The following is a 25,459-nucleotide window of genomic DNA, read 5'->3' as shown; positions in this document are numbered from 1 at the left end:
ATTGAGTAGGTTATAACCGTGTAAACACGCCAAATGTAGAGACGCGCCATGGCGCGTCTTTACACAATATCGCGCGTCTTTACACAATCTACCGCAACCTATGAAGCCCAAGTTCAAAGATAAATATCGAATTGAATCTATTCGGTTGCCAAATCGGGACTATGCTGCCAATGGATGGTATTTCGTGACCATATGCACGCATCAGCGCCAATCGTTTTTTGGTGATGTCATTGAGGGGAAAGTACGCTTATCGGAAATAGGACAAATAGCACAACAATATTGGGCAGACATTCCCAGCCATTTTGAATATATATATGTAGATGCTTATGTCATTATGCCCAATCATGTGCATGGCATAGTGGTTATAGACAAACCCCATAATATAGAGATGAGCCATGGCGTGTCTCTACACCAAAATCAAACGCAAGCAACAGACCAATCAAATAAATTTGCACCTCTAAAACGTGGTTCATTGCAGGTTATTATTAACGCCTACAAATCATCTGTCACCCGTTGGTGCAGGAAAAATGGTCAAGAGCATTTTGGTTGGCAAACAAGATTTTACGAGCATATCATTCGTGCTGATGGTTCTCTAGACCAGATTCGAGAATACATTATTAATAACCCCCTCAAATGGGAACATGACAAGAATAATCCAGCAAATTTGTGGATGTGATGCATTGCATTTCACGTTCTAGAGACGCGCCATGGCGCGTCTCTACAATATAATCGGTAAAAATAAATATATAATTCTCAATTCTCAATCTCCCTCCTATGACTGCCCTAACAGTTAATCTCAATGCAGTCATTGAACTGACAGATGAGCAATTTTTCCAGCTATGTCAGGCAAACCGCGATTTGAGGTTTGAACGCACTCCAACCGGAGAATTAATTATCATGCCACCTGTAGGGGGAGAAACAAGCAACCGTAATGGTAGGCTAAATCAGCAGTTATTTAATTGGGCGGAGGCAGATGGAACAGGCATCGCCTTTGATTCCTCTGGTGGTTTTAAGCTTCCCAACGGTGCGGATCGTTCCCCTGACGCTTCTTGGGTAACACTGGAACGCTGGAATGCACTAACTCAAGAACAACAAACAAGATTTCTACCGCTTTGTCCTGATTTTGTAGTTGAGTTACTTTCGCCGAGTGATAGTTTGAAAGTTGCTCAGGAGAAGATGACGGAATACAGAGATAATGGCGATCGTTTGGGTTGGTTAATTAATCGTAAGTCTCGGCAAGTAGAAATTTATCGCCAAGGGCAAGAGGTTGAGGTGGTTGAATCTCCTGCTAGTTTGTCAGGGGAAGATGTCCTGTCTGGGTTTGTTTTGAATTTGGAGGCGCTTTGGTAATAATTATAAGATAATCATTTTATTTTATCTAACAAAGAATATTTTTCAAATAATTGGCGGAAAAAACTATAAATGAGATTTTCTGCGTTTATTTCTTTAAGTTCAGAAACACCAAATCGGTAAACTTCATAATCGGCTAGTCTAAGTTTTCTATCCTCAGACACCATTTCAGCGTATAGTTTTGAACTAGCAACATATTTTTGTGAATCAGTATCTATTTCTGAATAATGCTGCATTCCATCAACTTCAATTACTATGCGATATTGGTCAGACAGTAAAAGTAAAAAGTCCATTCTTTGACGAGGTAATTGCTTGTCTCCTGAAAATTGGCGCTGCCTTAAAGTATATGGATCATAGTGCAAATATACCTGCGGAATAAGTGCTGGGAGTTTCTCTGTTAACTCCTGGCGGAAATACTTAAAATAAGTTTTATAAATTAATTCTTCCTCTTTGCTACCTAATGATTTACGTAAGCGAGCGTAAAGTTTTCTTTCAATATCAATAGTTTCTATTGTTTTAGGGAAAACGCCTTGATTAATATTCCTCCACCAATCTATAAGTTCTGACCATAATAAGCCGTGACGTTTTATCGGTCGGTCATACACAAGACAATATTCAGCATTTTTCACTATTTCTATATCATTGCTAACTGCATCTGAAAGTACGATCTCTGGCTTGGGTCCATCAGCAGCGAATATCAAATTTTTAAATTGACGACCTATGCCTGCGCTTGTTAAGTAAAGACTATGCCCATTTTTGTCTATTTCAAAACCACAAATGGTACAGATATTTCGTAATTGATTTTTGCTATCTTCTGGTACATAGGATTGAATTAAAACAAATTCAATGGCTTTTAAAAAACTTTTTACATCCGCTGGATTTTTCCAGTCAATAGAGGAATAATATGCCTCCACAAGAGTACGACGTGAACCACTAATAAATGGAGAATTTACAGTACCAGGTTGTAATCCAACTGCCGAAAAAATATCGCCAATATCGCGTAAAACCATATTATTTACACAAAATTCACGAAATTCCATCTTGAGGCTGGCTAATCCAGAATCCATAATCAAGAGCAAGAAAGTACTGAAAGGTTATTATAGGATGTGTATTCTGCTTTATGACAGACAGCCAACCTCTTATAGGATTGCTCTCATCTTATCCAAAGTCTGATCGCACCCTATAAAAAATATAACTAGAGGTAAAAATGCAGAAGCAGCTTAAACAAATGGTTGTATCCGATCTAAAAGTGATGATGGGAAAACCCCTTATTGCGGGAACACGCATCACTGTTGAGTTAATTTTAGAAAAGCTAGCTGCGGGAGAAACCCCAGAACAGATTTTGCACGCTCACCCGCGACTTAGGCGCGAAGGAATTCAAGCAGCTTTAGCCTTTGCAGATGAGGTTTGATGTCCACCTAATGGATGCATGCTGAAGTGCGATCGCCCTCATCAAAATGCGATCGCGCTCATCTCCAAATAAGTGGAATTTTCTTCAAAAAAATAAATTAATGGTGCTGTATCCAAGCCGACAATTTGCCCTTGTAACTGGGCTAACCATTCCATGAGTCGCGTTCCTGATTGACATATTCTTGAGCATCAATGTCATTCCAGACTTCTTTACCCAACCCTTCCAATTCCAAAATGCTGCGCTTGGGCTTAGGTGTCATCGTCACCCGTTGACGAATTAAGCTTGACAATTCTTGAATCAACCGCATTTGCTCATCAGGGGTGAGACTTTCAGCTAGATAACGTACTGCATGATAATTTGACATAAACTCTGTGTGAAGAAATCTCAGGCTCTAGGCTCTATTTCAACAAATGGTTATATCTGATTCAGCAAAACAGATAATATATTAACGTTATGATTTATCCAGAGTATTAGGTTGCAAAATCTGGAGTGCCCTCATGACAGTCGATTTAACATCACAAGCCTCACCTGATTTTGTCAGCGTACTCTCACTCGCTGCGACTGCGTATCAAGGACACACGAATCATCGCCCTAGTGCTGAAGTCGTAGTCAATGCTTTGCTGCAAGCGGAAAAAGCTGCTAAACAGCAACGAGTGACGTATCCTTTTGAGTCTTTGGTTGGTCAATGGCGGCTATGCTTTGTCACTGGAACCAGAAAAGTCAGAAAGCAAGCTGGAATTGTCTTGGGCAAAGGTTTTTATCTGCCTAAGTTCGCTCCAACTCATATTTCCTTTCATACCACACAAGCTTCAGATGCGACTTCAGCTAGAGCGGAAATTAGCAATTCTGTTCAATTGAATCCTGTTTTATTAAAGCTTCAAGGACCAGCACAATACCCAGGAAAGAAAAACCTATTGGCGTTTGACTTTATCCAAATGCAAATCAGTCTGTTTGGTCGTGTGATTTACAGCGGTCAGATACGAGGCGGAAAAGGTCAGGCGGAGAATTTTTATAGTCAACCGGTAGCGAAACTACCCTTCTTTGCGTTTTTTTTAGTAACAGAAGACTTGATTGCAGCTCGCGGTCGTGGAGGTGGGCTAGCACTGTGGATTCGAGAAAAATAAATGTTAAATGTTATATCCTCGATTGAGCGAATTATTTATATTTATAGCGGTTTGCAATTGGGTAAGGTACACAAAGAAATAATGAACCACAGATGGACACAGATGGACACAGATAAATCTGTACTTGATTCAGATGACAAGCGCTATAATTTTCCGATTTGACCACAGTTTTGACCAGAAATAGAGCAGACATCAAGAAAGTAGATAATAGCCTAGGAAAAATATTCACACCTAGAAATTAAACAGCAGATGTTTTCAGTCTTTGTACGTCGTTTTTGCCTTTCGTTTGGAGTCGTTATTCTGCTTTCGTTGATGTTGCTTCCAGTCAAAGCACAACAACCATCTCTAACTTCTTCATCTCCAAGCATCGCTGAGTCATCCTTACAGCAACAACAAATTCATCAAACCGCACCGCTTGCAGGTGGAATGATGAAAGTAAGCGCACAGCTCACTCCAGCACAGTCCAATACTCGATTATTTCAAGAACGGTTAAAAAATCTTGATGTTTCAGCAGCTCAAGGTAAAGTCGGCATCGGGGTTTTGGACCTTAATAGCGGTCAAAGCTGGTTTCTCAATGGTAAGCAGCGCTTTCCCATGCAAAGCGTGTATAAGCTTCCTTCTGGCATAGCCGTTTTAAAACAAGTAGACGAGGGCAAGATTTCGCTCAAGCAATTAGTCACCATTATGCGTCAGGACTTTGCTCCTGGATCGAGTCCTATGATCAAGGAATTCAAAGGTGATAGAGTACAGATCCCACTGCGAAACGTTCTAGAAAGCTCTGTGGGAATAAGTGATAATACTGCAGCTGACGCTTTGGTGCGATTGCTTGGTGGAACTAAGCAAGTTAATGCTATCTTAAGCAAGCTGCAAATTCGCAACATTCGCGTTGATAGATTAGAGCAGCAGATGCAGCCGGAGAGTGTGGGACTCAAAAACTTTCAACCTGAATTAGCTGACGAACAAAAATACAAGGAAGCTGTGGAAAAGATTCCAGATAGCGTCAAGAAAGCTGCTCTCCAAAAGTATCTCACCGATCCACGAGATACTGCTACTCCCGAAGCTATGGTTGACCTTTTGGCAAAGCTGAACTCAAATCAGTTATTGTCCGAAAACTCTACCGCTTTGTTGCTAAAGATAATGACCGATTCTCCAACAGGACAAAAGCGGCTAAAAGCAGGACTACCTGAAAATTGGTCGATCGCACACAAGACTGGTACAGGTGCAGATGTTCTCGGCATAGGTACTGCAACAAATGATGTTGGAATTGTTAGTTCGCCGGACGGAAAGCGTGTGGCGATCGCCGTATTTATAGCTGGTTCAAAAGCTCCTCTGGAAGAGCGCGAGAAAGTGATGTCCAACATCGCCTCAAGAGTAGTACAGGCGATGCAATAGACCGATTCCTTGCTACAAGCGATATTAAGTCAATTTGTGAAACAATAACAACAACTTTCGGTCAAAGCTTAGGGGATCTACCTTACTTCGACACTAAGCATGATTGACCGATTTACTTTATCTTTCAGGCTCTACCGCAAGAATATTTTTCAGTTAAGTTTATTTCTTGGCACGGTTATCCCGATCGCTTTCCTCGGTATCCCCCATCTACATCCATCGGGAACTGAGCCATTTAAGCATTTTCTTTTGTTTACCGCGATCGCTCATGTTCCGGCAACAGCCTGCTTCTATACCTGCAAAGAATTTCGAGAAATCTTAATTCAAAATAAGCTGATATATTTTACTGCCCCAGTTGCTCTATTCTTTGCATCTGGGGTAATTTTTGTATTTTCTCCACAGATTAAACCTTTCCTGCTTCTGTTCTACTGGGGGTGGCAGTCCTACCACTACGGCAAACAAAATATCGGGGTGTACAGCTTTATCTCTTACGCCCAAAACAAGGCAGCTTCCGTTTTTGAGAGGAAGGCAATACATTTGAGCGCGCTCACAGGCATTCTTCCTATCTGGAAAATCCTTGGGTTACAAATTGCACCTCAATGGCTGCACAGTTTTATCAACTTGTCCTATGTTGCAGGATATTTTATTCTGGCGGCTACTTGCTTCCTTGGGGGATATATTTTGTGGAGCAAGCGATCGCGTTTTACTTTTGTCAAAGCAATTTTCTTCATTCTCTGCGTACTTTTCTTTGTACCTGCATACTTGCCCGGTGATATATTAACGACCTTTTTGTCCTACGCAACAGCGCACGCGGTACAATACATCGTGTTCATGGCTGCTGTTGCTGAGGGTGCAAATGTGTTGAGGTCGATGTGCAGTTTACTTCTTTGCTTGCTCCTAGGGGGATTAATCTTCGTTTATCTGCCAAATCAAATTGATTTTCTAGCAGGTGGTTTGCTTGGGATGACTATGGCGCACTTTGTTATCGACGCTCACGCATGGAAGCTTAGCCAACCCAATCAGAAAAAATTTATTTTGAGTCGGTTTGGGTTTCTAATGAACAAATAGCGGTAAAATTTGGTTTTTCAATGGCAAGCAGCGCTTTCCTATGCAAAGCATCTTTAAGCTTCCTCATGCGATCGCCCAAAGGGCGGTCCAGAGGAGCATCGCCGTATTCATCGCCGGTTCAAAAGCTCCTCTGGAAGAGCGCGAGAAAGTGATGTCCAACATCGCCTCAAGAGTGGTACAGGCGATGCAATAAACCTCAGTTGAAAATAGCAGGGCAAACATTCGTCATGTCTAAGGTCATATTTAAATTTGAGGCAATTCTTACAGATACTAACTCTCATTAATCAGGATCGATAAAGCATGACGGGCATAGTTTGCACCTGCTGGAGTTCCTTCAATTGTTGCCATCAGACTGGCACCACCAATTAACAGTAAGTACTGGTGAGAGAATGCTTCTGGATGACGAACCCCCGCTTCTATTGCTAGTTTCATAATATGAGTGCGAATTGCCTCACGCAACGATATGGAAACATGATGAGCCGGATGATTTGCATCTGCTATTTCAAGAACTGCATTAATGAATGGGCATCCCCGAAAGTCTGGTTGAGCATACCACTCTCCAAGCACATCAAATGTTGCGAGTAGCTTTTCTTTAGCTGTTTTTCCTCGCTCCTCAACAGCTTTCTGAAACCACGCCAACCACTGCTTTTCGCGATAGCGCATCACTTCCAAAATGAGTTGGTCTTTTGAGGGGAAGTATTTATAAAACGTCCGTTTTGCAACGTCTGAAGCTGCAATCACTTCGTTAATCCCAACGTGCTGAATCCCCTTCTGGTAGAAAAGCTGGGAGGCAGTTTCTAGGATGCGATCATAAATTTGGTTGGTATCTGATGCCATATGTTGTTTTCTTATCCATGTAGACAAACTTGTCTACTTAAAGTATTCTACTGAGTGTAGACAAACTTGTCTACTCAGCAACAAGTGTGCGATGAGTGTAAATATCAGGTCTTTACCCTTGAGCACGCAATGTTGTGTTATGCCAATACTTCACAAGATACAATCTCATGGAATTCACTGTTTACACTCTGGAAACCGCCCCCGAAGAGTCCAAAGAAGCTCTGCACCACGCCAAGGAAACATTTGGCTTGATTCCCAATCTAGAGGGTATATGTGCTCTTGCCCCTGCACTTTTGAAGGGTGGTATGGCTGTGTGGGATCTTTTCAGCACAACCAGCTTTAGTCCATTTGAACAACAGGTAGTATACCTAGCAGTTAATTATGAAAATGATTGCCACTACTGCATGGCAGCACACTCAGGTTTGGCAAAAATGGTTGGTTTGCCAAGCGAGGATATAAATGCCATGCGAAATGGTGAACCTCTGCAAGACCCAAAATTACAGGCACTTCGTCACTTTACACAGCGAATGGTACAAGCTCGTGGTTGGGTTAGTGATGACGAAATCGAGACCTTTATGAAGGCTGGTTACACAAAGCAGCAGGTTTTAGAAGTCATTCTTGGTATCGCTGTGAAAGTCATCCACAACTACACCAATCACATTGCTCAAACGCCACTCGATAACGCGTTTAAGCGCTATGCTTGGTCAAAACCCAGCGTGTCTGAAGGCATGAACACATCACAGTAAGGCGATCGCATTCGCATCAACTAACTGGTTATGTGAAAATCACGGGCAGAAAGATGATCCAATGTTTAAATGTTTAAATTTTGTTTCTCAGTGTTGACACTGTTTCTGTTTGCATCTCCGCTTTGGGCTGCATCCGCATCTGTTGAATCCCATCTGACACAGCATCTCGACGCACTATTGCGTCAAGATACGCCACACCCCTTTAATGGAGCGGTGTTGATTACAAAGGGAAAGCAGGTGTTGTACGGAAAGGCTTGGGGACAAGCGAACCGAAGCCGAAATACACCACTGGCACTAGACAGCCAGTTCATCATCGGCTCGATTAGCAAACAAATGACGGCCGCGATCGTGCTCCGTGAAGCCGACAATGGACGCCTACGGCTTGGCGCACCAATCAAGACCTATTTGCCAAACCTGACTGAGACTTGGGCAAACGTTGTCACAGTGGAACAACTACTGAACCACACGTCCGGCATCGATAAACTTGACGCACCGCTGCGTAGTCAGCCTGGTACGGTTTTTGTTTATACAAATCTCGAATACGATCTGCTCGGCTCTATCGTCGAGAAAACGTCGGGAAAATCGTTCACTGCCAATGCAGATAGCATATTCAAGACGTGTGGCATGAATAGAACCAGCGTGCCACCATCAGGAACCATTAGTGCTTTGCAGAAATTATTACCTCACCTTGCCACCGGTTACACCGAGGAGTCTGACGGTACTTTGAAAACTGAAGACTCAAACCGGGACGCAACCACCAATCCATCGGGCGGAATCATTTCGACAGTTGGTGACTTGCAACGCTGGAACACGTGTTTGCACGGTGGAAAACTTCTCAAAGCATTAACCTACCGTGCGATGATTACCCCAACGCCTTCTGCAAAGCGATCGCATCGTTGGGGAGTACTCGGCTATGGTTTAGGCATTCAAGTATCTGCTCGCGAAGGTCTGTTGGAACTGAGTCATAGCGGCTACGTACCCGGTTATATATCGACGTTAATTTATTACCCACAACAACAGGTTAGTGTGGTCGTATTGGAAAATACTGCATGGCTAAGTTCTGATATCTCGCGGGTGTTTTCTGTGCACGATCGCTTGCGCGAAATAATCCGTAATATGATCATGGGATGAGCCAGACAGCCCGTCCCTTGAATTTTTTGGGCAGGCAGGATGCCTACCCCACAAGAATCATCCCTGAATTCAGCAACGCCAGAAATTAAATTAGAAAATTAAGAACTGAGGCAGAACCTGAAGCATGGGACTTCTCTGTCTGCCTTTGCAAGTATCGATAAAGGCGATTGAGTGCATTCATATGAGCATACGCTGCTGCGACTACAATATCAGTATCAGAAGCTTGTCCAGAGAAAATGCGCTCCTCATGCCGTAAGCGAATTGTGACTGTTCCTAGAGCATCAATTCCACCAGTCACAGATTGAACGGAAAACTCAATCAGTTGATTAGGAATCTGCACAAGTCGATTGATAGCTTTATAAACAGCATCTACTGGACCAGTTCCCACTGCTGCATCAGTGAAAATTTCTCCGTTGGGAGTCACAACTGTGATGGTTGCAGTCGGACAGGTGCAATCACCACAGGTGACTTGGACGTGTTCGAGTTGAAAGCCTTTGTCTACTTGAATTTGCGTTTCATCCCGAACGATCGCCTCTAAATCCCAATCGGACATTTCCTTTTTCTTATCGGCGATTTCCTTGAACCGCATAAAAGCTTTGTTCAAATCTGCTTCACTCAACTCAAACCCCAATTCCTGCAGCCTGGTTCGGAAAGCATTCCTTCCAGAGTGCTTGCCCAAAATAATGCTGTTTTCAGAAAGACCTATGTCAGCAGCTTCCATAATCTCATAAGTCTGCCGATGTTTGAGCACACCATCTTGGTGAATTCCAGATTCATGAGCAAAAGCATTTGCTCCAACGATCGCTTTATTCGGCTGAACCACAATTCCTGTGAATTGCGAAACCAAGCAAGAGGTTTTGTAAATCTCTTGCGTCTTGATGTTCGTTAAGGGTGCATCGGAATCAACCGGACGACCAAAGTAGGGATTGAAATGAGGTTTGCGAACCTGCAATGCCATGACAATCTCTTCGAGTGCGGCATTTCCTGCTCGTTCACCAATTCCGTTAACTGTACACTCCACCTGACGTACACCATTTTCAATTGCCGTCAAGGCATTTGCTGTCGCCAAACCCAAATCGTTTTGAGTATGAACCGAAAGAATGACTTGATTAATATTAGGCACATTTTCTTGAACACCCTGAATCAGCGCCGCCATGTCTTTGGGTGTACAGTAACCAACAGTATCAGGAATGTTAATCGTGGTTGCACCTGCTGCAATCACTCGTTCCAACACTTGATAGAGGAATTCTGGATCAGTCCGGCTTGCATCCATCGGTGAGAATTCTACATCCTCGACAAAAGACTTGGCATAAGCGACCATTTCTTCGGCGATCGCCACAACCTCACTCCGAGACTTTTTCAACTGGTACTTCAGGTGAATATCTGAAGTGGAAAGAAAAGTGTGAATTCTCCGATGAGCAGCCGATTGTAATGCTTCAGCCGCCGCCTGAATATCCTGTCGAATTGCCCTTGCCAAAGAGCAAATAATCGGTCCACCTGACACGCCGACTTGTTGAGCTATGGTTCTAACAGCTTCAAAATCTCCAGGACTGGCTACCGCAAATCCTGCTTCAATCACATCAACACCTAGTAGAGCCAGTTGATGAGCGATCGCCAGTTTCTCTTCTACCAGCAGTGTTGCGCCTGGTGACTGTTCGCCATCTCGTAGCGTGGTGTCGAAGATAATGACCCGGTCTGGTTGAGGTCGAATGCTCATGACTGTCTCCCGTGGTGTTAATAAAAGGGATTGTTAGACCAATGCTTTTGAATATTGTATACATAAAATTGTATACAATATAAATTATGAACTGAATAAATTATGAACTTAAATGACTTAGCAGCCAATGTGCTGCAACAACAGCGCAGTACCCCAGATTTGATTGCCGATGCTTTGCGAGAAGCGATCGTGCGGGGAATTTTTCAGGAAGGACAATCCCTTAGACAGGATGAAATTGCGACTCAGTTTGGAGTCAGCCGCATACCTGTGCGGGAAGCTCTGCGTCAACTTGAGGCAGAAGGATTAGTGACGCTCCATCTTAATCGAGGAGCAATGGTTTCTGCACTTTCCCCAGCAGAAGCGCAAGAAATATTCGAGATTAGGAGCGCCTTGGAGGTGAAAGCGATTCAACTGGCAATTCCCAAGCTAACCGCATCAGATTTAGAAAAAGCATCTGAGATTTTGGCACAGACAGACCAGGTTACTGATGCAGGAATGCTTGCGAAACTCAACTGGGAATTCCATGAAACGCTTTATGCAACCGCCGAACGTCCTCGCCTGCTGACAATCATTAAAACCCTGCACTTGAATGTAGACCGCTATGTCCGCCTTCAAATGAGTCAGATGGATTACCTAGAGCGATCGCAAAAGGAACACTATCAATTATTAGAAGCTTGTCAACAGCATGATACTAAAGCTGCTGTTAGGCTACTAAAAAGACACATTGACACCGCAGGAGAGCAGCTAGTTGCATACTTGCAACAAAACCGTCACACCTAATTCACATCATCTCCACAACTTCTTCACAACTTCTTCATCAGTCTTGGGAATAATACAGCTATGCTCGATAATTTTCCCTAAAGAGGTTTTTTGTGGTATCAAAGTATTTTAATCAAGTTGTCATCACAGCGTTACCAGATTCCTGTGTTGAAACAAATAATAATGGTGTTCATATTTACTCTAAGTACTGTATGCAACTGATTGTTCAAGATGGAGTCGCTGTGCCTTTTATGTTTGCTGATACTTTAGAAGAATTGATTCCCTACCTCAAAGCCATTGAGAAATCAACATCTATAGTAGGTATTTAGTTGTTAGAAATTCCACAGACTCTTCATTATTACTGCATTTACCGCTATGAAAAATGTGAAAAAATATAATATATAGCAATCCTATTTCATTTGTGATTTAGACCCCCGACTTCTTAAAGAAGTCGGGGGTCTTGTTTTTTCACGCTCTCCAAGGGCGGACTGCTATAAATGATGTAGGGTGCGTTAGCCGAGAGTACGGCACCAGATAAATTAGCTACCCAACAGCGGCACAGCAGCGTCGATAATTTTCAACTGAACTAATGCCAGAATCACAAGAGTATAGATGGTTGAGGTAACTACACCCGAAAGTAATTCTTTTTTCAAATTACGCTCCTTGGATTGATTTTGTAGAACATCCATAGCTCCGAATTGCATCAAGAGGATACCAATAATGTTAGAAAGCCAATATCCTATAATTGAGCCAGGCAAGAGTAACTTAGGGTAAAATAAACTACAGATATATCCAAAACCATAAGCAATTGGCAAATTAAATAACAAATCATTCCACCAACATAGTGGTGAGAGCAAATATCCAAGAACTAGAAAAAATCCGCCTCTGAGTTTTTTAAACGTATTTTGTTTCCAGTCCCCAAGAGCAGCAGACTGTAACTGCTGTGGGGTACCTTCTCCTGCTACGCTCGACTCCTGACGGAATATTGGGAGGTTTGTCATGATAATGCATAATTCCTATGTCATAACCGTACTTTAACCGCAAAACCAAGAAAAAGTCTAGTAGGGGAACTCACATCTTGCACTCAGAAAAATTTGTGTAATTTAATAGTCAGTACTAAACCAAAAGTCCTTTATTTAGCGAGAAAAGCCAAGAAAAATCATGTAGCTTTATCGCATATCTTTTTAGCTTGTACGGTTTTCTACGGTTAGGTGCAAGATATGAGGGATCAAACCACCAGCATATGGCTATTCCTTCTCATTCCCACGCGGAGTTTAGGGGATGAGGGACGAGGGAAACCATATGAGAAGGATTCTTATTTCTAAAATTCGTAGTACTGAGCAAAGCAGGCAATAGCTATAATCAAAATAATGCTTTTTATTAAAAATATGACTAATTCACCTTTAACGACTTTCTTGTTAATAGCGGGAACTGTTTTCCTTACTATTTCTGTTATCGGACAAGCTAAATTAGGTTTTGCTGAAATTAATCCTGGTTTTTTTGGAAGATTTTTAGCTTTAATTATTGGTTTGTTTACCTTAACGGCTGCTGTTTTATTAGTCTTATTTCCTACTGATGGAATTAATTTAATTAGAGATTATTTAGTACAGCTAATTCAACAAAACCTGGGCTAGATTATCCAATTTCAAGCTTTACAGTAGTTTTCAATTAGGCAGAATACAGGTTACCTGTAGGGGCACAGAGCATTGCTTATTGGTGTCAACTTAATGTTCAAACCTTTATCTCACGTTGATTTCACCCCACCCCTTAATCCCCTCCCCGCTTGCGGGGAGGGGCGGTTTTGGCGCAAGACAAAACCGGGGTGGGGTGGAGCGAGAATTGTGTGCCTGTATAAAAGTATGATGTAACGTAATTACAAGGTTTTTAGCTTAAGTTGACATCAATAAGCAATGCTCTGTGCCCCTACCAATTAGTTTGTAGTTTATATAAATGAAAAGTGCTTTAATCTCACTGAGAAGCTGTAGTTAAAGAGTGCGTTGTGGTTAAGTGACACGCACCCTTGAGAAATAATGATTAATTAATAAGCTAACAATCCTATAATTTGCATACCATATTTAAATGAAATTCTTGTGGGGTGGGCATCCTGCCCGCCCAAATTGTGCTTTCTTAAAGGCACAACAGCTTAATACGCTCCTAAAAGGCTATAAATTAGCGCAGTTAGAACTATCAAAGTAATAACGATGTATGTAAAATCTCGCCGCCGTAGAAAAACTAATAGAGAAATGACCACGCGAATAATAGGAGTCGCAACAAGTAGCAGCAGTCCAAGTTGAATAATGCCACGACGACTACCTGACAACACCGCAGTCACAACACCAGTGGGAGAACGGAAATAAGATGGTTCTCCTTGAAAAAAATGATAGTCGGCTGGTTCACCACCGTGGCGAATCAAGTACAATATGCCACCTATTAAAACGACAGTACTAGCAATGATGACGCCGTATTTTAGTAAATTACTAAGTAGCTCCTCAAATTGCAGTTCGCTGAGTGTTTTCGTATCTTCCTTGTTTGCATCAACCTCACAGTCACTGGGGAATTTCGCCACCGTGCTAACGCTTTGCTGGGCTAACTCTTGAATATCACTGTTTGGTTTTTCCTGCTGCAATTGGAATTTAATAACTTCACCCTCTGATGATTCTAATGATGTAGATGAACCCCACCAGAAACCAAAAGTTTTAGTCATTTTAAAGCCCCCCCATTAAACTGTTGTAGACCATCTTGAACGCCATAACCACCAGCACAAGAGAGAAGATAATTCTCAAAGTCTGAGTTTTGGCTCCTATCAAGACTTGCGCCCCCAAAAAAGCACCAGGCAATACTCCCAACATGACCGGCATTGATAGTCCTGGATCGATGTAACCCCGCACTAGGTAAACTCCTGCTGAAGCTGCTGCGGTGACGCCAATCATAAAATTGCTGGTGGTTGTAGAAACTTTGAACGGGATACGCATAATTTGATCCATCGCCAAGACTTTAAATGCTCCCGAACCAATGCCAAGTAATCCAGAAAGAATTCCAGCGACTAACATCACGCTAAACCCACCGGGGACAGAATGAACTTGGTAAGACATCAGTCCTTCAGGAGTTGGGCAAGTACCATTGAGTTGTAAATAAGTTCCTGTGGGATCAGGTGACTCAGTTTCAAGGTTGTCGAGTTTGGGTTGTTGTGACAGGAAAGCCGAATAAAGTAGAACAACAGCAAGGACGATGGACAATGCTTTGACAGAAATAAAAGTGGCTATCATTGCTCCTATTAAAGCTCCGATTGTTGTCGCTACTTCTAAAAACATTCCCAATCGCAAATTAGTATATCCTTGCTTAATATATGTAGATGCCGCACCTAGGGAAGTCGCAATGACAGACACCAAGGAAGCACCAACTGCGTAGCGGATATCAACTCCAAAGACTGAAACTAATAAGGGGACAATGACAACTCCACCCCCTAAACCCGTGAGCGCTCCTAAAAAGCCTGCAGTTAATGACCCAATCCAAACTAGTAAAGAAAACTCTAGAATATTCAAATTTTCTTCCTCTATTTTATAGATATTTTTAAATAAAAAATGATATTTGTAGACGGATAAATAAAGTTTTGATTTTCATACTTATGATAGTTGATTAATTCTTTTTGTGGTAGATGGGTGAAAACAAATTTCAAGTTTTCATAACTTTCAGCACTACCCCATTCTATTCAACTTATTCCAAAAGTATGATTAATGAATATTTAGAACCACAGATGCACAGAGATTACTCCCTTCCCGCCCGAAGATTACTTAATTAAAAAACCGCACGAGGCAAGAGAGGACACAGAGGTAAGAGTTAGAGAGCTTTAGGTAATTTTAGATTGGGAAGGGAGTAACACTAGTTAATTATCTGCGTACATCTGGTGTTACGTGGTCTCCTGCATCATCCAATTGGCTTTTACAAGAGGTTTATTTATTTGCAGCCAGAGAAAGCGATAATTCTCTTAGAACTAGAGGTAGTAAAGTCAAGATGCCACTTTCTACCAAAATAAACGCACCTAATCCCAATTGAAATTAAAGCTTTTGCCTGTCGTTGAATCTGGTGTGAATTTCTTCAATTCCTTGGCGCATTTCCACAACAATTCTTGGAGAGCGAAGCCTTTGCATAAAGAACCAGCCACAAGTGATTACCAGATATAACAAAAACAGGTGAGGAAACACGTTGTAAGGAGGTTCTGGCACAGGGAACATGGTACTACCAGGAATTCCCACACTACCTAGCACAGGAATCATCATGAAGCCGACTGCCAATAAACTGAACACAACATGATGCAGACGCAGTTTTCTCATCTTGTGCAGGTAAACTGGAGCCGCGATCGAAATCAGGATGTAGACTGTCAAAAATCCATAACTACAGATAGCTCCTAAATAACCCATACTCTCGAACAATTTGATGTGAAAGAGCGCCATCACCGCCGGAACCAAGAACGTCAGGAACGAACACATCGTTACTGCTACGTAGGGTGTACGGTTGGATGAGTGCGCTGCACCTAAGCGAGAATGAAACAACCCGTGACGCGCCATCATGAAGAAAATTCTGGCAGCCGGATTGATACAACCAAGTACACAGGCAAAGAAACTAAACAGCGCACCAAAGGCAATCAAATCTCCTAAAAATCCCATGCCTATCTGTTGGGAAAGGAAAGCCAATGGTTCCTCAGTCTTGGTGATGGAAACGCCTGCGTCACGAAAACCTAGGACTTCAATATAGCTTGTGCAAAGGAAGAACAAACCAGCGAGAATTGCACTACCCATTACAGATCTAGGGATAGTTCGCAGTGGGTTTTTAGCTTCATCACCCAACGAAGTGGCACTTTCAAACCCAGAAAAGCCAAACATCACCAGCACTAGCCCTGTTGCCAGACTACCAGGAGTGACACCTTCTAGGGTTAGTTGTGGCATATCGAGTGCAAAACCTTTGTGCGCCCAGATCAAAAGACACAACAGCGCAATCAGGACTAGGGAAATTCCCTCCATCCACAGCATGGCGATCGCAGACAGTTGGATATCTTTATACGCCGCATACCAAGCAATCCCTGCGCCTAATGCCAACAATGTAATGCTGGAGGGATGGATGCCCAAATGACCAATCAAAATACTGCTGAAGTTGGCAAAACCGCACAACACTGACATCCCTGTAAACAAGTATGCCAGGACCAAACTCCAGCCGCAAATCACACCTGCTGTTGGACCTAGTCCTTTAACAATATACGAGTAAAGTGAGCCAGGCGAAGCTGAACGACTAGCAAAATGGTTGATGTTGATGCTGACAAACACTAGCCCAAGCAAGCCGATGAGAAAGCTTAGCCAGGTGCCGTTTCCTGACAGTGCTACGATTAAGCCGATGTTGGATGCTGGGATTGTCGTGGGAGCTATGACGGCAAACGATTGCGCTAGTACTTCTCCAAAGGATAGACAGTTTGTCTTTAAGCCATGAGCACTAGTCATGCAATGATATTTCCTTTTTCATTTTGCTAGTTTTAAACTTGGGAAAGGCGCATATAAAGATAGGAATTTGCGGAATTATTAAAGAGCTTTTGAATCAAATATTTTGGCAACACAATTCTAACTGATTTCTTTTAAACAATGAAATGAACTTAGTTGTTATGTTTAGTTTTCTTGGCAAACTAAATCCTACCTTATGTCATTTTTATAATCAAGTCTTTTGATAGATGAAAAATCAGCTTGCTTTAAAAAAGCGTAATTTACATAAAGTGCATCGGAATACTTCAATTTTGTTTTTTTAGGATAATAAGTCTTTTAAACTACAAAATTTTAGTAACAGATAATACATAAAATCCCAATCGAGTAACTTCAAATTTAGCCCTGGTGAATCATCAAAGTATCTGTATGGCTAGCTCAAGGCAAATTGCAGAGATACGGTAAGCGTAAAAATACTTTCTATAATTAACTTTTTATTAAGGTTGTAAAAAATCAGTATAGATGGTATTGTAAGCTGTTAACTTAGTAAGACAAAGGCGTAAGTCGCAGAGCCATAGTGGCAGTAAGTACGCAGTAAGTACAATGTTGCGAATTCTGCTCATAAGACATAAGGTTAAAAATGTTTTTGTCAATCATTTTGGGTAAAAGTCATGAAAGCTTTCAAATGTATTTTGATGGTGCTAATATTGTTGGCAAATTTAGTTTTTGCTGAGCCTTCTTTGGCAGATGCACCAAAATTTACTAAAAGCCCTGAATACAAAGCATTGACTAAAGAGATTAATCAGTTGCGTTCAGTGAAAAATACACAAACGCAACTTGAAGATTTGACGCCAGAGCAAATCGAAACTAGACTCAATGAGCTAGAGTTTCAAAAATACACTATCGAGTCGGGGATCAACTGGGGACAGTGCCGGAATGAAACAGGAAAGACTCTCGCTGTCTACGGACCCCTACCAAAAAATGTTGATGATGATGATTTTCCCTACGATGCAGGATTGTATTTTTTAGGGAATGGTCAAACAACTCAGAGCAACTGGGACTGTCAGGGAGTTTATATACCAAATGATGTCACGGCGATCGCCCTTACCCCTGACGGACAAAATCAAGAATTGACGGGTGGTGCTGTCATTAAAGTGCCGAAAGGAACCAACTTAGTTTTGACAACAAATCAAGGTACGGGAGCAGTTGAATTCAATGTTCCTGTAACTCCACTGGGAAAAGGTGAGAAGATCAACTGGTATGTACCGAAAGTTTCTCAGGCATTCATAGATACACGAGCCACCAGTGCACCTACAAATTAATCGTAAAGGGGACTGGGGATTAGGGATTGGGTGATAAGGGATTTCCAACAAATAAATTATCCATTGTGTAACGTGGGTTAGGCGCATGACAGTCGAGGTTTTCCATACAGGACTAAGTGCGCCGTAACCCACCATTGTTTCTAGGATTACTACAAATTGGAGATTTTTTAGTTGGAAGTGTGTTCAGCAATTGTGAGTGCTTCCTTGTACAATGAATATCACCAATTGTTGGAGTATAAAGCCATGCCAATGGCGGTTGGAGTCATTGAAACCCAGGGTTTTCCGGCTGTGCTAGCAGCAGCGGACGCAATGGTGAAAGCTGCTGCAGTCACCATTGTCTATTATGGGCTAGCGGAAAGCGCTCGGATGTTAGTCGCCGTTCGGGGACACACTGCTGAGGTGAGAAGAGCAGTTGAGGCGGGTATTGAAGCAGGTAATCAATCTAATGGTGGTCACGTTATCACCCACTACATCGTCCCTAATCCGCCAGAGAATGTAGAAAGTATTCTGCCGATCCATTTCACTCAAAAATCAGAACCGTTCCGAATAACGTAACTGGCAAATGGGACACCGCTAACGCTCAAACCAGCTGTCCGGTGTAGCGAAGGATGTTTTTGATGAACCAGAAGCACGTTTGCATGTGCCAGAGTTTGTCCAAGATTTCAATCTTACTGTGGGAGATTTGTTCAGTTAGCTACTGGACTGAACTCAATTGACCCAACTCAACGCTTACCGCATCAAAGCGGTTGTCTCCAGGACGGTAAGAGAGAATTTCTAAACCAATCGGCTCACCACTTGTTGCATCTTTGATGAGAATCACTCCATCTCCAAGTTCAGTGCTGATTTGCTCTTTTCTTGGGGATTGCCAAAACACAGTTAATAATTCCATTTCTGGTTCATAAAAGACCTTTATCTGAGCCATATCGTTTCGCCCTCTTTTATCGCATCCGTTTGATAAGCCGTAATTAAGTAACCTTCTCCATTTAAGCGTCGAGCAACTGCCACAACCCAACGTTTTTCTCGTCGCATTAGGTAAAACAAGAAAACTTCAGCATCCCTGCTGCTACGTCGAATTTCATCTGGTGATGCTAACGCTTGCTGAACTAACTCCTCTCATCAGATGAAAGTCGCTTCAGCGATTCTTCTACCCGTTCGCGCACCCGTTCCTTAAGCTCCTGATTGTAGAGAAACGAATCAACTCGTTTTGCTTCTAGTTTTCGTGCCACTTGTTCAAACTCATCGCCATAGCGTTCCCAATACTGAGTAACGTTGCCATCGAAGTCTTCGCAAATTTCCCCCGCAATTACCTGGAGTACAAGCGGGTGCCCTTCATAGGCTTGCCCAATTTTGCTCAACGTGAGTGTATTTTCTTCACTGGCGGAAATACCGTGCTTGGCGAATAAATCTAAGCATTCTGACGATAATAATCCCTTTAGCTCTGCCCAATGCCAAAACTTACGATCTTTCAGCACTGCCATCTTCTTAGGTAACGCTTGAGAGGTTAGCACCAGCAGACTTTGGAATTGGATACTAGTGAGACACAGCTGGAAAAACGTTAGCCAATAAGAATCTGCAAATTCAGTCGGTTGGTCAGAGTTGAGCAATCGTTCTAGAGCATCCAGTTGAATCCAGTAGCGATTCGACTGGAGCTTCCGCAGCAGGCGATCGGAACATTATGATCCGGGCTTTGAGGGACGGCTCCTTTTCCCTTGCTCTTAGTAGTGAGGGGATTGCTATCGCGTATGCCCTGTTTGTTCAGGGATGTACAGCGTAACACCGTCAGCTATCCTCATCGCTATCCTAATTAGCTCTCTGACTGGGTTGGTTCGAGTAGTTGTAGTTCTGATTCTGCGCCAGTCAAAGCCTTCTCGCTAGGAATTTATATTAGGTCGCACCCCTCAAAAGGTGCGATTTCATGCACCATTCAACTTGCTCTCCACTCAGACAACTGTTTGGCAAACTCTTCTCCATCCGAATCTTTGACGACAACGCGAGGTAATTTCAAGCGATCGCTTCCGGCACTGTTCCTTGCCCAACCCCACCGCCGTACAGTACGAGGATAGGTTGTGCAAGCATTGGTAAATCCCGCTTCCCGCACTAAAGCTGTTGTTTCCTCTGAGTAGTTGCCGTGGGGATATGCAAAACTCACCACTGGTTGTCCTATAATCTCCTCAAGACGAGTTTTGCTCTCTTGAATCTCCTGCTTCTGTCTATCGACTGGTAAAAAAGATAAAAATGGGTGTGTCACAGATTGAGGAGTCTTGCCCTGTTGCAATGTCTGGTTTAATTGCTGTAACGAAACAACTTCGCCAAACTTGCGTAACACTTCCATCTGTTGGGCAAAGTTGCGGGGACTGACGCAAATTGACCATTTCTTAAAGGACTTTTATACTTTGACTTTTTTACCTGCGTTGTAGTCCTGACGATTTACAGCTAGTATCAAGCTACTATCAAGCCAAATATTGATCTACTTGTACTGCCATCAAAAAAAATATACGCTTACGATGGGTGCGAACACCTTCTATAAAGCTACTTCTTCAGTAAGCATAGTGACTTGCTTGAGTCGAGTGCTCTTAAAGTTGTACCCTCAAATTTAATAGGGGAAAGGGGGGAGCGATATCCCTGTCTTACCCGATCTACTTACTTGATTATTTATTTAGGAGATAAGCAATGTCACTACAGGCAGTTGGATCGATAGAAACAAAGGGATTTCCTGCCGTGCTTGCAGCGGCAGATGCGATGGTCAAAGCTGGTCGAGTCACCCTCGTAGGTTATATAAGAGTGGGTAGCGCTCGTTTTACAGTTAATATTCGTGGGGATGTATCTGAGGTAAAAACCGCCATGCAAGCTGGTATTGCGGCAGTAGAACAAGTTCATGGCGGTACCTTGGAATCTTGGGTCATTATTCCTCGTCCCCATGAAAACGTCGAAGCCGTTCTGCCTATCGGTTACACAGACCAAGTGCAAGAGTACAGACAAGCGGTGGAAAATCCTATCGTACGCAGGTAGTTAGTAGTTTAGTCAATAGTCGGTAGTTCACAGTCAAAAAGACATGAGAACCAACTTTTTTAATGTTTACTAATGACAAAGATGTAGAGACGCGCCGCCAGTCGCCTGCGGAGGGAGACCCTCCAAAGGGCGCTGGCTCGCCATGGCGCGTCTCTACAATGACTAATGGCTAATGACTAATTTATGTCTAGTGTCTCGATTATTATCCCCACCCTCAATGAAGCTCAATGTCTCGGACGCACACTACGCCATCTCAGTATACTGGTACCCGCCGCTCGTGAGGTGCTGGTTATAGATGGTGGCAGTTCTGACGAAACTGTCGCTATAGCCCACGAAGCAGGAGTTTCCGTCATTGCTGCCAAAAAATGCGGACGCGCTGCACAAATGAACCAAGGCGCGGAAGTTGCAACGGGAGAAATCCTCTGCTTTTTGCACGCAGACACGTTGGTTCCAGATGACCTTGTGGCAATCATTGAACAAACACTAGTAGACAAAACTGTTGCTGGTGGAGGTTTTATTTCTTTAATGACAGGTGAGAAAACTACGCGTTGGGGAGTGTCACTACACAATTTTGTAAAAAGTTATTACGCGCCATTGCTTTTTCGCCCACACCTGTTCTTTAAAGGACTGCGTTTGTTATTTGGGGATCAAGTCATTTTTGCACGCCGTGGGGATTTTTGGAAATCTGGGGGTTTTGACAGCAATCTTCCAATTATGGAAGAAGCTGACTTATGCCTGAAGCTGGTGCAGCAGGGGCGAATCCACCTGGTGAACCGCGTTGTCCTAAGTAGCGATCGCCGTGTGGCACATTGGGGTTTCCTGAAAGCCACAGCCATATATCTTTATATTGGCTTTCTTTGGGGTTTGGGCGTTTCGCCACAATACCTGAAGCAGTTTTATGAGGATGTTCGCTCTTAACCTAGCTTTTTCAACATCCAGGAGATTATAAAAGTACCCTCATGGGTACTTCTAAATTTTTCGTCGCTTTTTCAAAATAATATAGTATACTATTGTTTCTAATCTGAAGAGGAATGATATATTTTACATTCACAAAAAAATTCAATAAATGATAAAAGCTATTGCTTTTTCTTATTTTTCACCAATACCATTTTGTTTGATGTGATGAAATGATGATGGATTTGTGAAACTTCTACAAGTGGTTTACCAAACTCCTGATTGACAACAACTCCTGATTCGTCAATTGTTGCCTGGCGAACGACTAGTAAGTCTTTTAAAATCCCAGTATTCCCAACGCGGATAGAAGCGGGTAAAAACCTATAGAATAAAATCCGCTCCGCGTTTGAACATCGAAATGCTATACCCCTAGGATTTAAGCACTTTACAAATCGCTCGTTGTCTGGTGGAAATGATACTGCTCAAGACGGTTTCTTTGTTGGCTGAGGTGTTAGTTCAGTCTGTGAGAGATTTGTAGGCATTCTTTCGCTTTTCCATCCCAAAACTGCATAAGTTGATTTTGCTTATATCTATTTAAGAATAGACAAAGGTTAGCTTCCAAGCTGAACTGACCTTCAGCAAATCGGGTAAGGGATAATGCATATAATAAAATTTTTTTCAAGGAGCAAGCCCTCTTCTGGCTTGAAGTTATCATAAATACACATTAGCGCTTAAGTATTAGTATCAAAAATGGCAAGACTGTATACTTCCGATAGGGAATAGAAGGTGAAACATAGATTGGCAAAACAACGTCGAAACAGGTGAATCAAATTAGCCAGCAGGTATCAGGTGCAAAATGTTAGTTTTTCCTAACCCCTCATCAGAATACCTAGCATCCTCGTACATTCAAGGGAAATTGCTTTTGCCCTCGTTAACACAACATCTCCTAGTTTACAAAAGTTTAAATTTAGGGAAAGTGGCGAGAATAGCTCACAAAGGTTCATTTTCCGTAGTTCTTTGATTGTGTGGATGCATCAAAACTTAGAACTTCCTGCATAAATCTAGTCAGTCAAAACGTAATAAAAGTGGAAACACATCAAATGTCATCATGGACATCATTAAATTAGGTGTAGTTGTTAATGAAAAAATAAACAGGAATAAAAGGGGGTTGTGATGCAAACTTTAAAACAGGGTTTCGAGGAGCGCAATCTCACTATGGTTTTGGAGGCGGAAAAACTGGCGCAATATTGGCAAAAGCTGCTGGCTATGGAATGTCCAGAACAAAGTGTTGCCAATCGCCAAAGTATAGTCAAATGGCTTTTGGGAAGTGACTTAGCTCGGTATGAGACACTTAACGCAAAGGAACTGGATATCGCCAAACAAGCAATGGAGTACCGCTACAAAATTTTGCGTCAGCGCTACTTAGGAATTGGCAGAGAACGTGCTTACCGCAACCTGATCACTCGGTTGGGGAGTTTGGTGACATTACGCCATAAGATTCAGACTTGGATCTCGCTGAGTCGCGATCGCTCCCGGACAGTGCTGGATGTGCTGCAAGAAGTGATCCAAGAACTACTCCAAAGTGATAACTACATACAACAGCAAATGGCTGACATTACAGAAGCTACAACTGATGATCGGTTAAAGAATGCTCTGCTGTTTGCCAGTGTAGAAGAATATTGTTTGCGACCAATACGCAATCAACCACTGTTGGTGTATCGTTTTGTAAATTATCTGAGGAGAACTCAACGTGGTGGCTTAACCCAAGTGCCAACCAATGACTTAGTCAGACTTGTCTCTGAGGAAATTCTCACAGATGACAGCGACAATCGAGTCAACTTGGTCGATACTCAGGCAATAGCCGAATATCAAGAAGCACAACAGCTCGAAGAACAACTTGCACTGCGTCAAACAGTTAAGCAGGAATTTGAGGATTATTTACAAGAAAATCTTGGGCAAGAAGCTGTAGAGTGGCTGCGACTTTACCTGCAAGGAAAGCCTCAAGATGAGATTGCCAGAAAATTAAATAAGCCAATCAAGGATGTATACCGACTGCGAGAAAAAATCAGTTACCACGCTGTACGCGTGTTTGCCCTTAAAGGTAAACCAGAACTGGTGGATAGCTGGCTGTCAATTTCCTTGAAAGAACACAACTTAGGACTGACGCCAAAGCAGTGGCAGCAATTGCATGAACAATTAACTCCCTTGCAGCGCTCTGTCTTGGAGTTGCGTAAAGCTGGTCATTCCATAGAAGACACAGCTTCTCAGTTAAAACTCAAATCCCATCAGGCAATGGGTGAATGGACTAAAGTCTACCTGGTCGCCCAAGGTTTGAGAAGTGAAGACTGAGGGACTTCTGAAAAGGAAATTGGTAATTGGTCTAAGATTTTAAGTTCATAGTCTACTAGCTTTTAGCTACAAAACTATAGGCTCTTGACTATTGACCAACGATTACCCATTTCCAATTCCTAAACAATCTCCTAATTATTTGTAGTTTTTTTAACTTTTATTTACCTATTGAAGCGATCTGCCTCTGTGCGTATGACTACAATGACTGAACACTTATTTCTCGTCGCTGCAATTATAGGCTTTTTCAATTAAGTGCAAATCAGGATTGTAGAGGCACAGCAATGCTGTGCCCCTAGCCGTCTTGTAGGCAACGCCAGAACTGCTATATCTCAGTGAAACCGCTGATTTCAATTTCCGAGAGATTATGTTGTAATGGAAACCTACATAGATTTACCTAAAAGCTGGTAGCTCAGTAGGTGCAAGGTTTGATATTGTACTCTGTCAAAGATTACGGTTGGAAAAACGTATAGTAGCAAATTATTATTCTTTCCAGTTCGTGACTCAATTTTTTGTAAAATTTTGATGCAAAACATACAGATAGAGGTTTGAAGCGAAACTTGCTCACACGCTTGTTACTACCCTTGTTACTACCCTTGTTAGTTTAGGAGAAAGCTGCGATCAAGCCTCGCAGAATGTTAGGGAAATACATAAGATACCCTTTAGAGATGAGTGCAAACGTGAGACAAATCAGCGCCCTTAGAAACCACTAAAATTATGGAAAAGCTGTACGAAAACCGTTGGATAAAAAAAAGACACTCCCAATCAAGTAGTTTATCGGATCAATTTCAAACAGTTGCTCCATTTAGCTGGTAAAGTATAAATAAGTGTTAAGTGCTGAGAAAAAAGCAGTAAGCTAGCTTTATGACTTGCAACTATTGACTATTGTCTATT

The 25,459-nt window shown here is 42.4% G+C and carries 29 protein-coding genes; 18 read left to right on the top strand and 11 right to left on the bottom strand.

What is annotated here, in order from left to right:
* The first annotated feature begins 100 nt into the window (after positions 1 to 100).
* Together AACT52_RS33345 and AACT52_RS33340 are read left to right on the top strand one after the other, a co-directional pair.
* On the top strand, positions 101 to 676 hold the full coding sequence (locus AACT52_RS33345) for a transposase (protein ID WP_073634889.1): 576 nt from the start codon (positions 101 to 103) through the stop codon (positions 674 to 676).
* 98 nt (positions 677 to 774) lie between these two features.
* Positions 775 to 1,350, top strand: a complete 576-nt coding sequence (locus AACT52_RS33340; RefSeq protein ID WP_073634888.1) for a Uma2 family endonuclease — start codon at positions 775 to 777, stop codon at positions 1,348 to 1,350.
* 14 nt (positions 1,351 to 1,364) lie between these two features.
* Here the strand turns inward: AACT52_RS33340 and AACT52_RS33335 are convergent, their stop codons facing one another.
* Entirely contained in the window at positions 1,365 to 2,417 is a 1,053-nt protein-coding gene (locus tag AACT52_RS33335; protein WP_073634887.1) for a hypothetical protein, read from the bottom strand.
* Positions 2,418 to 2,557: 140 nt separating this feature from the next.
* On the opposite strand from AACT52_RS33335, the gene AACT52_RS33330 reads away from it, so the two are divergent.
* Positions 2,558 to 2,761: a DUF433 domain-containing protein gene (locus tag AACT52_RS33330; RefSeq protein ID WP_073634886.1), complete on the top strand. Its 204-nt coding sequence runs from the start codon at positions 2,558 to 2,560 to the stop codon at positions 2,759 to 2,761.
* Positions 2,762 to 2,903: 142 nt separating this feature from the next.
* On the opposite strand, the gene AACT52_RS33325 is transcribed toward AACT52_RS33330, so the two are convergent.
* Positions 2,904 to 3,125, bottom strand: coding sequence for a hypothetical protein (locus AACT52_RS33325; RefSeq protein ID WP_073634885.1), 222 nt, complete (start codon positions 3,123 to 3,125; stop codon positions 2,904 to 2,906).
* Between the two features lie 133 nt (positions 3,126 to 3,258).
* On the opposite strand from AACT52_RS33325, the gene AACT52_RS33320 reads away from it, so the two are divergent.
* From AACT52_RS33320 to AACT52_RS33300, 5 genes are all read left to right on the top strand, one after another.
* Positions 3,259 to 3,885, top strand: a complete 627-nt coding sequence (locus AACT52_RS33320; protein ID WP_073634884.1) for a hypothetical protein — start codon at positions 3,259 to 3,261, stop codon at positions 3,883 to 3,885.
* Complete coding sequence (locus AACT52_RS33315) at positions 3,886 to 4,047, top strand: hypothetical protein (RefSeq protein ID WP_158054886.1); 162 nt, start codon at positions 3,886 to 3,888, stop codon at positions 4,045 to 4,047.
* Between the two features lie 87 nt (positions 4,048 to 4,134).
* The gene (bla, locus tag AACT52_RS33310) at positions 4,135 to 5,277 is read left to right on the top strand and encodes a class A beta-lactamase (RefSeq protein WP_073634883.1); all 1,143 of its coding nucleotides are present in this window, start codon (positions 4,135 to 4,137) and stop codon (positions 5,275 to 5,277) included.
* Positions 5,278 to 5,376: 99 nt separating this feature from the next.
* A complete protein-coding gene (locus AACT52_RS33305; RefSeq protein WP_073634882.1) occupies positions 5,377 to 6,342 on the top strand; it encodes a hypothetical protein in 966 nt (321 codons plus the stop codon).
* 40 nt (positions 6,343 to 6,382) lie between these two features.
* A complete protein-coding gene (locus AACT52_RS33300; RefSeq protein ID WP_198941035.1) occupies positions 6,383 to 6,535 on the top strand; it encodes a hypothetical protein in 153 nt (50 codons plus the stop codon).
* Positions 6,536 to 6,612: 77 nt separating this feature from the next.
* On the opposite strand, the gene AACT52_RS33295 is transcribed toward AACT52_RS33300, so the two are convergent.
* Positions 6,613 to 7,179: a TetR/AcrR family transcriptional regulator gene (locus tag AACT52_RS33295; RefSeq protein WP_073634881.1), complete on the bottom strand. Its 567-nt coding sequence runs from the start codon at positions 7,177 to 7,179 to the stop codon at positions 6,613 to 6,615.
* Between the two features lie 167 nt (positions 7,180 to 7,346).
* On the opposite strand from AACT52_RS33295, the gene AACT52_RS33290 reads away from it, so the two are divergent.
* Positions 7,347 to 7,925, top strand: coding sequence for a carboxymuconolactone decarboxylase family protein (locus AACT52_RS33290; RefSeq protein ID WP_073634880.1), 579 nt, complete (start codon positions 7,347 to 7,349; stop codon positions 7,923 to 7,925).
* A gap of 69 nt (positions 7,926 to 7,994) precedes the next feature.
* A complete protein-coding gene (locus AACT52_RS33285; RefSeq protein ID WP_073634879.1) occupies positions 7,995 to 9,056 on the top strand; it encodes a serine hydrolase domain-containing protein in 1,062 nt (353 codons plus the stop codon).
* Positions 9,057 to 9,141: 85 nt separating this feature from the next.
* On the opposite strand, the gene AACT52_RS33280 is transcribed toward AACT52_RS33285, so the two are convergent.
* On the bottom strand, positions 9,142 to 10,773 hold the full coding sequence (locus tag AACT52_RS33280) for a 2-isopropylmalate synthase (RefSeq protein WP_073634878.1): 1,632 nt from the start codon (positions 10,771 to 10,773) through the stop codon (positions 9,142 to 9,144).
* Positions 10,774 to 10,875: 102 nt separating this feature from the next.
* Here AACT52_RS33280 and AACT52_RS33275 point away from each other — a divergent pair, with 102 nt between their 5' ends.
* A complete protein-coding gene (locus tag AACT52_RS33275; protein ID WP_073634877.1) occupies positions 10,876 to 11,553 on the top strand; it encodes a GntR family transcriptional regulator in 678 nt (225 codons plus the stop codon).
* 92 nt (positions 11,554 to 11,645) lie between these two features.
* Positions 11,646 to 11,861 (top strand): hypothetical protein, encoded by a 216-nt coding sequence (locus tag AACT52_RS33270; protein WP_073634876.1) that lies wholly within the window; start codon positions 11,646 to 11,648, stop codon positions 11,859 to 11,861.
* Between the two features lie 210 nt (positions 11,862 to 12,071).
* Here AACT52_RS33270 and AACT52_RS33265 read toward each other — a convergent pair whose 3' ends face one another.
* The gene (locus tag AACT52_RS33265) at positions 12,072 to 12,533 is read right to left on the bottom strand and encodes a hypothetical protein (RefSeq protein WP_073634875.1); all 462 of its coding nucleotides are present in this window, start codon (positions 12,531 to 12,533) and stop codon (positions 12,072 to 12,074) included.
* A 387-nt stretch (positions 12,534 to 12,920) separates the two neighbouring features.
* On the opposite strand from AACT52_RS33265, the gene AACT52_RS33260 reads away from it, so the two are divergent.
* Positions 12,921 to 13,166, top strand: a complete 246-nt coding sequence (locus AACT52_RS33260; protein ID WP_073634902.1) for a hypothetical protein — start codon at positions 12,921 to 12,923, stop codon at positions 13,164 to 13,166.
* Positions 13,167 to 13,675: 509 nt separating this feature from the next.
* Here the strand turns inward: AACT52_RS33260 and AACT52_RS33255 are convergent.
* The 3 genes from AACT52_RS33255 to AACT52_RS33245 form a co-directional block, all read right to left on the bottom strand.
* Entirely contained in the window at positions 13,676 to 14,236 is a 561-nt protein-coding gene (locus AACT52_RS33255) for a DUF1634 domain-containing protein (RefSeq protein WP_073634874.1), read from the bottom strand.
* A 1-nt stretch (position 14,237) separates the two neighbouring features.
* Entirely contained in the window at positions 14,238 to 15,074 is an 837-nt protein-coding gene (locus tag AACT52_RS33250) for a sulfite exporter TauE/SafE family protein (RefSeq protein ID WP_073634873.1), read from the bottom strand.
* A gap of 513 nt (positions 15,075 to 15,587) precedes the next feature.
* Positions 15,588 to 17,021, bottom strand: coding sequence for an APC family permease (locus AACT52_RS33245; protein ID WP_073634872.1), 1,434 nt, complete (start codon positions 17,019 to 17,021; stop codon positions 15,588 to 15,590).
* A gap of 644 nt (positions 17,022 to 17,665) precedes the next feature.
* On the opposite strand from AACT52_RS33245, the gene AACT52_RS33240 reads away from it, so the two are divergent.
* Both AACT52_RS33240 and AACT52_RS33235 read left to right on the top strand, forming a co-directional pair.
* On the top strand, positions 17,666 to 18,316 hold the full coding sequence (locus AACT52_RS33240) for a hypothetical protein (protein WP_073634871.1): 651 nt from the start codon (positions 17,666 to 17,668) through the stop codon (positions 18,314 to 18,316).
* A 243-nt stretch (positions 18,317 to 18,559) separates the two neighbouring features.
* Entirely contained in the window at positions 18,560 to 18,871 is a 312-nt protein-coding gene (locus AACT52_RS33235; protein ID WP_073634901.1) for a BMC domain-containing protein, read from the top strand.
* A 139-nt stretch (positions 18,872 to 19,010) separates the two neighbouring features.
* Here AACT52_RS33235 and AACT52_RS33230 read toward each other — a convergent pair whose 3' ends face one another.
* The 3 genes from AACT52_RS33230 to AACT52_RS33220 form a co-directional block, all read right to left on the bottom strand.
* On the bottom strand, positions 19,011 to 19,238 hold the full coding sequence (locus AACT52_RS33230; protein ID WP_073634870.1) for a hypothetical protein: 228 nt from the start codon (positions 19,236 to 19,238) through the stop codon (positions 19,011 to 19,013).
* 181 nt (positions 19,239 to 19,419) lie between these two features.
* Entirely contained in the window at positions 19,420 to 19,788 is a 369-nt protein-coding gene (locus tag AACT52_RS33225; protein ID WP_445263937.1) for a hypothetical protein, read from the bottom strand.
* A gap of 452 nt (positions 19,789 to 20,240) precedes the next feature.
* Positions 20,241 to 20,648, bottom strand: coding sequence for a polysaccharide deacetylase family protein (locus tag AACT52_RS33220; RefSeq protein WP_073634868.1), 408 nt, complete (start codon positions 20,646 to 20,648; stop codon positions 20,241 to 20,243).
* Between the two features lie 338 nt (positions 20,649 to 20,986).
* Between AACT52_RS33220 and AACT52_RS33215 the strand changes: the two genes are divergently transcribed.
* The 3 genes from AACT52_RS33215 (at position 20,987) to AACT52_RS33205 (ending at position 24,568) form a co-directional block, all read left to right on the top strand.
* Entirely contained in the window at positions 20,987 to 21,325 is a 339-nt protein-coding gene (locus tag AACT52_RS33215; RefSeq protein ID WP_073634867.1) for a carbon dioxide-concentrating mechanism protein CcmK, read from the top strand.
* Between the two features lie 183 nt (positions 21,326 to 21,508).
* Positions 21,509 to 22,243 (top strand): TIGR04283 family arsenosugar biosynthesis glycosyltransferase, encoded by a 735-nt coding sequence (locus tag AACT52_RS33210; RefSeq protein ID WP_073634866.1) that lies wholly within the window; start codon positions 21,509 to 21,511, stop codon positions 22,241 to 22,243.
* A gap of 1,149 nt (positions 22,244 to 23,392) precedes the next feature.
* Entirely contained in the window at positions 23,393 to 24,568 is a 1,176-nt protein-coding gene (locus tag AACT52_RS33205; RefSeq protein ID WP_073634865.1) for a HetZ-related protein 2, read from the top strand.
* The last annotated feature ends 891 nt before the right edge of the window (positions 24,569 to 25,459 follow it).

It is taken from the genome of Scytonema sp. HK-05 (genome assembly GCF_963872035.1).
GTDB lineage: Bacteria > Cyanobacteriota > Cyanobacteriia > Cyanobacteriales > Nostocaceae > Kalymmatonema.
This window is presented reverse-complemented; position numbering and strand designations above follow the sequence as displayed.

Bases quoted from the DNA above. Each gene is read 5' to 3' on its own strand.
- AACT52_RS33300 (WP_198941035.1), top strand. From the start codon at position 6,383: ATGCAAAGCATCTTTAAGCTTCCTCATGCGATCGCCCAAAGGGCGGTC.
- AACT52_RS33345 (WP_073634889.1), top strand. From the start codon at position 101: ATGAAGCCCAAGTTCAAAGATAAATATCGAATTGAATCTATTCGGTTG.
- AACT52_RS33240 (WP_073634871.1), top strand. From the start codon at position 17,666: ATGAAAGCTTTCAAATGTATTTTGATGGTGCTAATATTGTTGGCAAAT.
- AACT52_RS33255 (WP_073634874.1), bottom strand. From the start codon at position 14,236: ATGACTAAAACTTTTGGTTTCTGGTGGGGTTCATCTACATCATTAGAA.
- AACT52_RS33260 (WP_073634902.1), top strand. From the start codon at position 12,921: ATGACTAATTCACCTTTAACGACTTTCTTGTTAATAGCGGGAACTGTT.
- AACT52_RS33335 (WP_073634887.1), bottom strand. From the start codon at position 2,417: ATGGATTCTGGATTAGCCAGCCTCAAGATGGAATTTCGTGAATTTTGT.
- AACT52_RS33285 (WP_073634879.1), top strand. From the start codon at position 7,995: ATGTTTAAATTTTGTTTCTCAGTGTTGACACTGTTTCTGTTTGCATCT.
- AACT52_RS33245 (WP_073634872.1), bottom strand. From the start codon at position 17,021: ATGACTAGTGCTCATGGCTTAAAGACAAACTGTCTATCCTTTGGAGAA.
- AACT52_RS33230 (WP_073634870.1), bottom strand. From the start codon at position 19,238: ATGGCTCAGATAAAGGTCTTTTATGAACCAGAAATGGAATTATTAACT.
- AACT52_RS33265 (WP_073634875.1), bottom strand. From the start codon at position 12,533: ATGACAAACCTCCCAATATTCCGTCAGGAGTCGAGCGTAGCAGGAGAA.
- AACT52_RS33220 (WP_073634868.1), bottom strand. From the start codon at position 20,648: ATGGAAGTGTTACGCAAGTTTGGCGAAGTTGTTTCGTTACAGCAATTA.
- AACT52_RS33235 (WP_073634901.1), top strand. From the start codon at position 18,560: ATGCCAATGGCGGTTGGAGTCATTGAAACCCAGGGTTTTCCGGCTGTG.
- AACT52_RS33275 (WP_073634877.1), top strand. From the start codon at position 10,876: ATGAACTTAAATGACTTAGCAGCCAATGTGCTGCAACAACAGCGCAGT.
- AACT52_RS33340 (WP_073634888.1), top strand. From the start codon at position 775: ATGACTGCCCTAACAGTTAATCTCAATGCAGTCATTGAACTGACAGAT.
- AACT52_RS33305 (WP_073634882.1), top strand. From the start codon at position 5,377: ATGATTGACCGATTTACTTTATCTTTCAGGCTCTACCGCAAGAATATT.
- AACT52_RS33215 (WP_073634867.1), top strand. From the start codon at position 20,987: ATGTCACTACAGGCAGTTGGATCGATAGAAACAAAGGGATTTCCTGCC.
- AACT52_RS33280 (WP_073634878.1), bottom strand. From the start codon at position 10,773: ATGAGCATTCGACCTCAACCAGACCGGGTCATTATCTTCGACACCACG.
- AACT52_RS33315 (WP_158054886.1), top strand. From the start codon at position 3,886: ATGTTAAATGTTATATCCTCGATTGAGCGAATTATTTATATTTATAGC.
- AACT52_RS33205 (WP_073634865.1), top strand. From the start codon at position 23,393: ATGCAAACTTTAAAACAGGGTTTCGAGGAGCGCAATCTCACTATGGTT.
- AACT52_RS33320 (WP_073634884.1), top strand. From the start codon at position 3,259: ATGACAGTCGATTTAACATCACAAGCCTCACCTGATTTTGTCAGCGTA.
- AACT52_RS33295 (WP_073634881.1), bottom strand. From the start codon at position 7,179: ATGGCATCAGATACCAACCAAATTTATGATCGCATCCTAGAAACTGCC.
- AACT52_RS33290 (WP_073634880.1), top strand. From the start codon at position 7,347: ATGGAATTCACTGTTTACACTCTGGAAACCGCCCCCGAAGAGTCCAAA.
- AACT52_RS33330 (WP_073634886.1), top strand. From the start codon at position 2,558: ATGCAGAAGCAGCTTAAACAAATGGTTGTATCCGATCTAAAAGTGATG.
- AACT52_RS33325 (WP_073634885.1), bottom strand. From the start codon at position 3,125: ATGTCAAATTATCATGCAGTACGTTATCTAGCTGAAAGTCTCACCCCT.
- bla (WP_073634883.1), top strand. From the start codon at position 4,135: ATGTTTTCAGTCTTTGTACGTCGTTTTTGCCTTTCGTTTGGAGTCGTT.
- AACT52_RS33210 (WP_073634866.1), top strand. From the start codon at position 21,509: ATGTCTAGTGTCTCGATTATTATCCCCACCCTCAATGAAGCTCAATGT.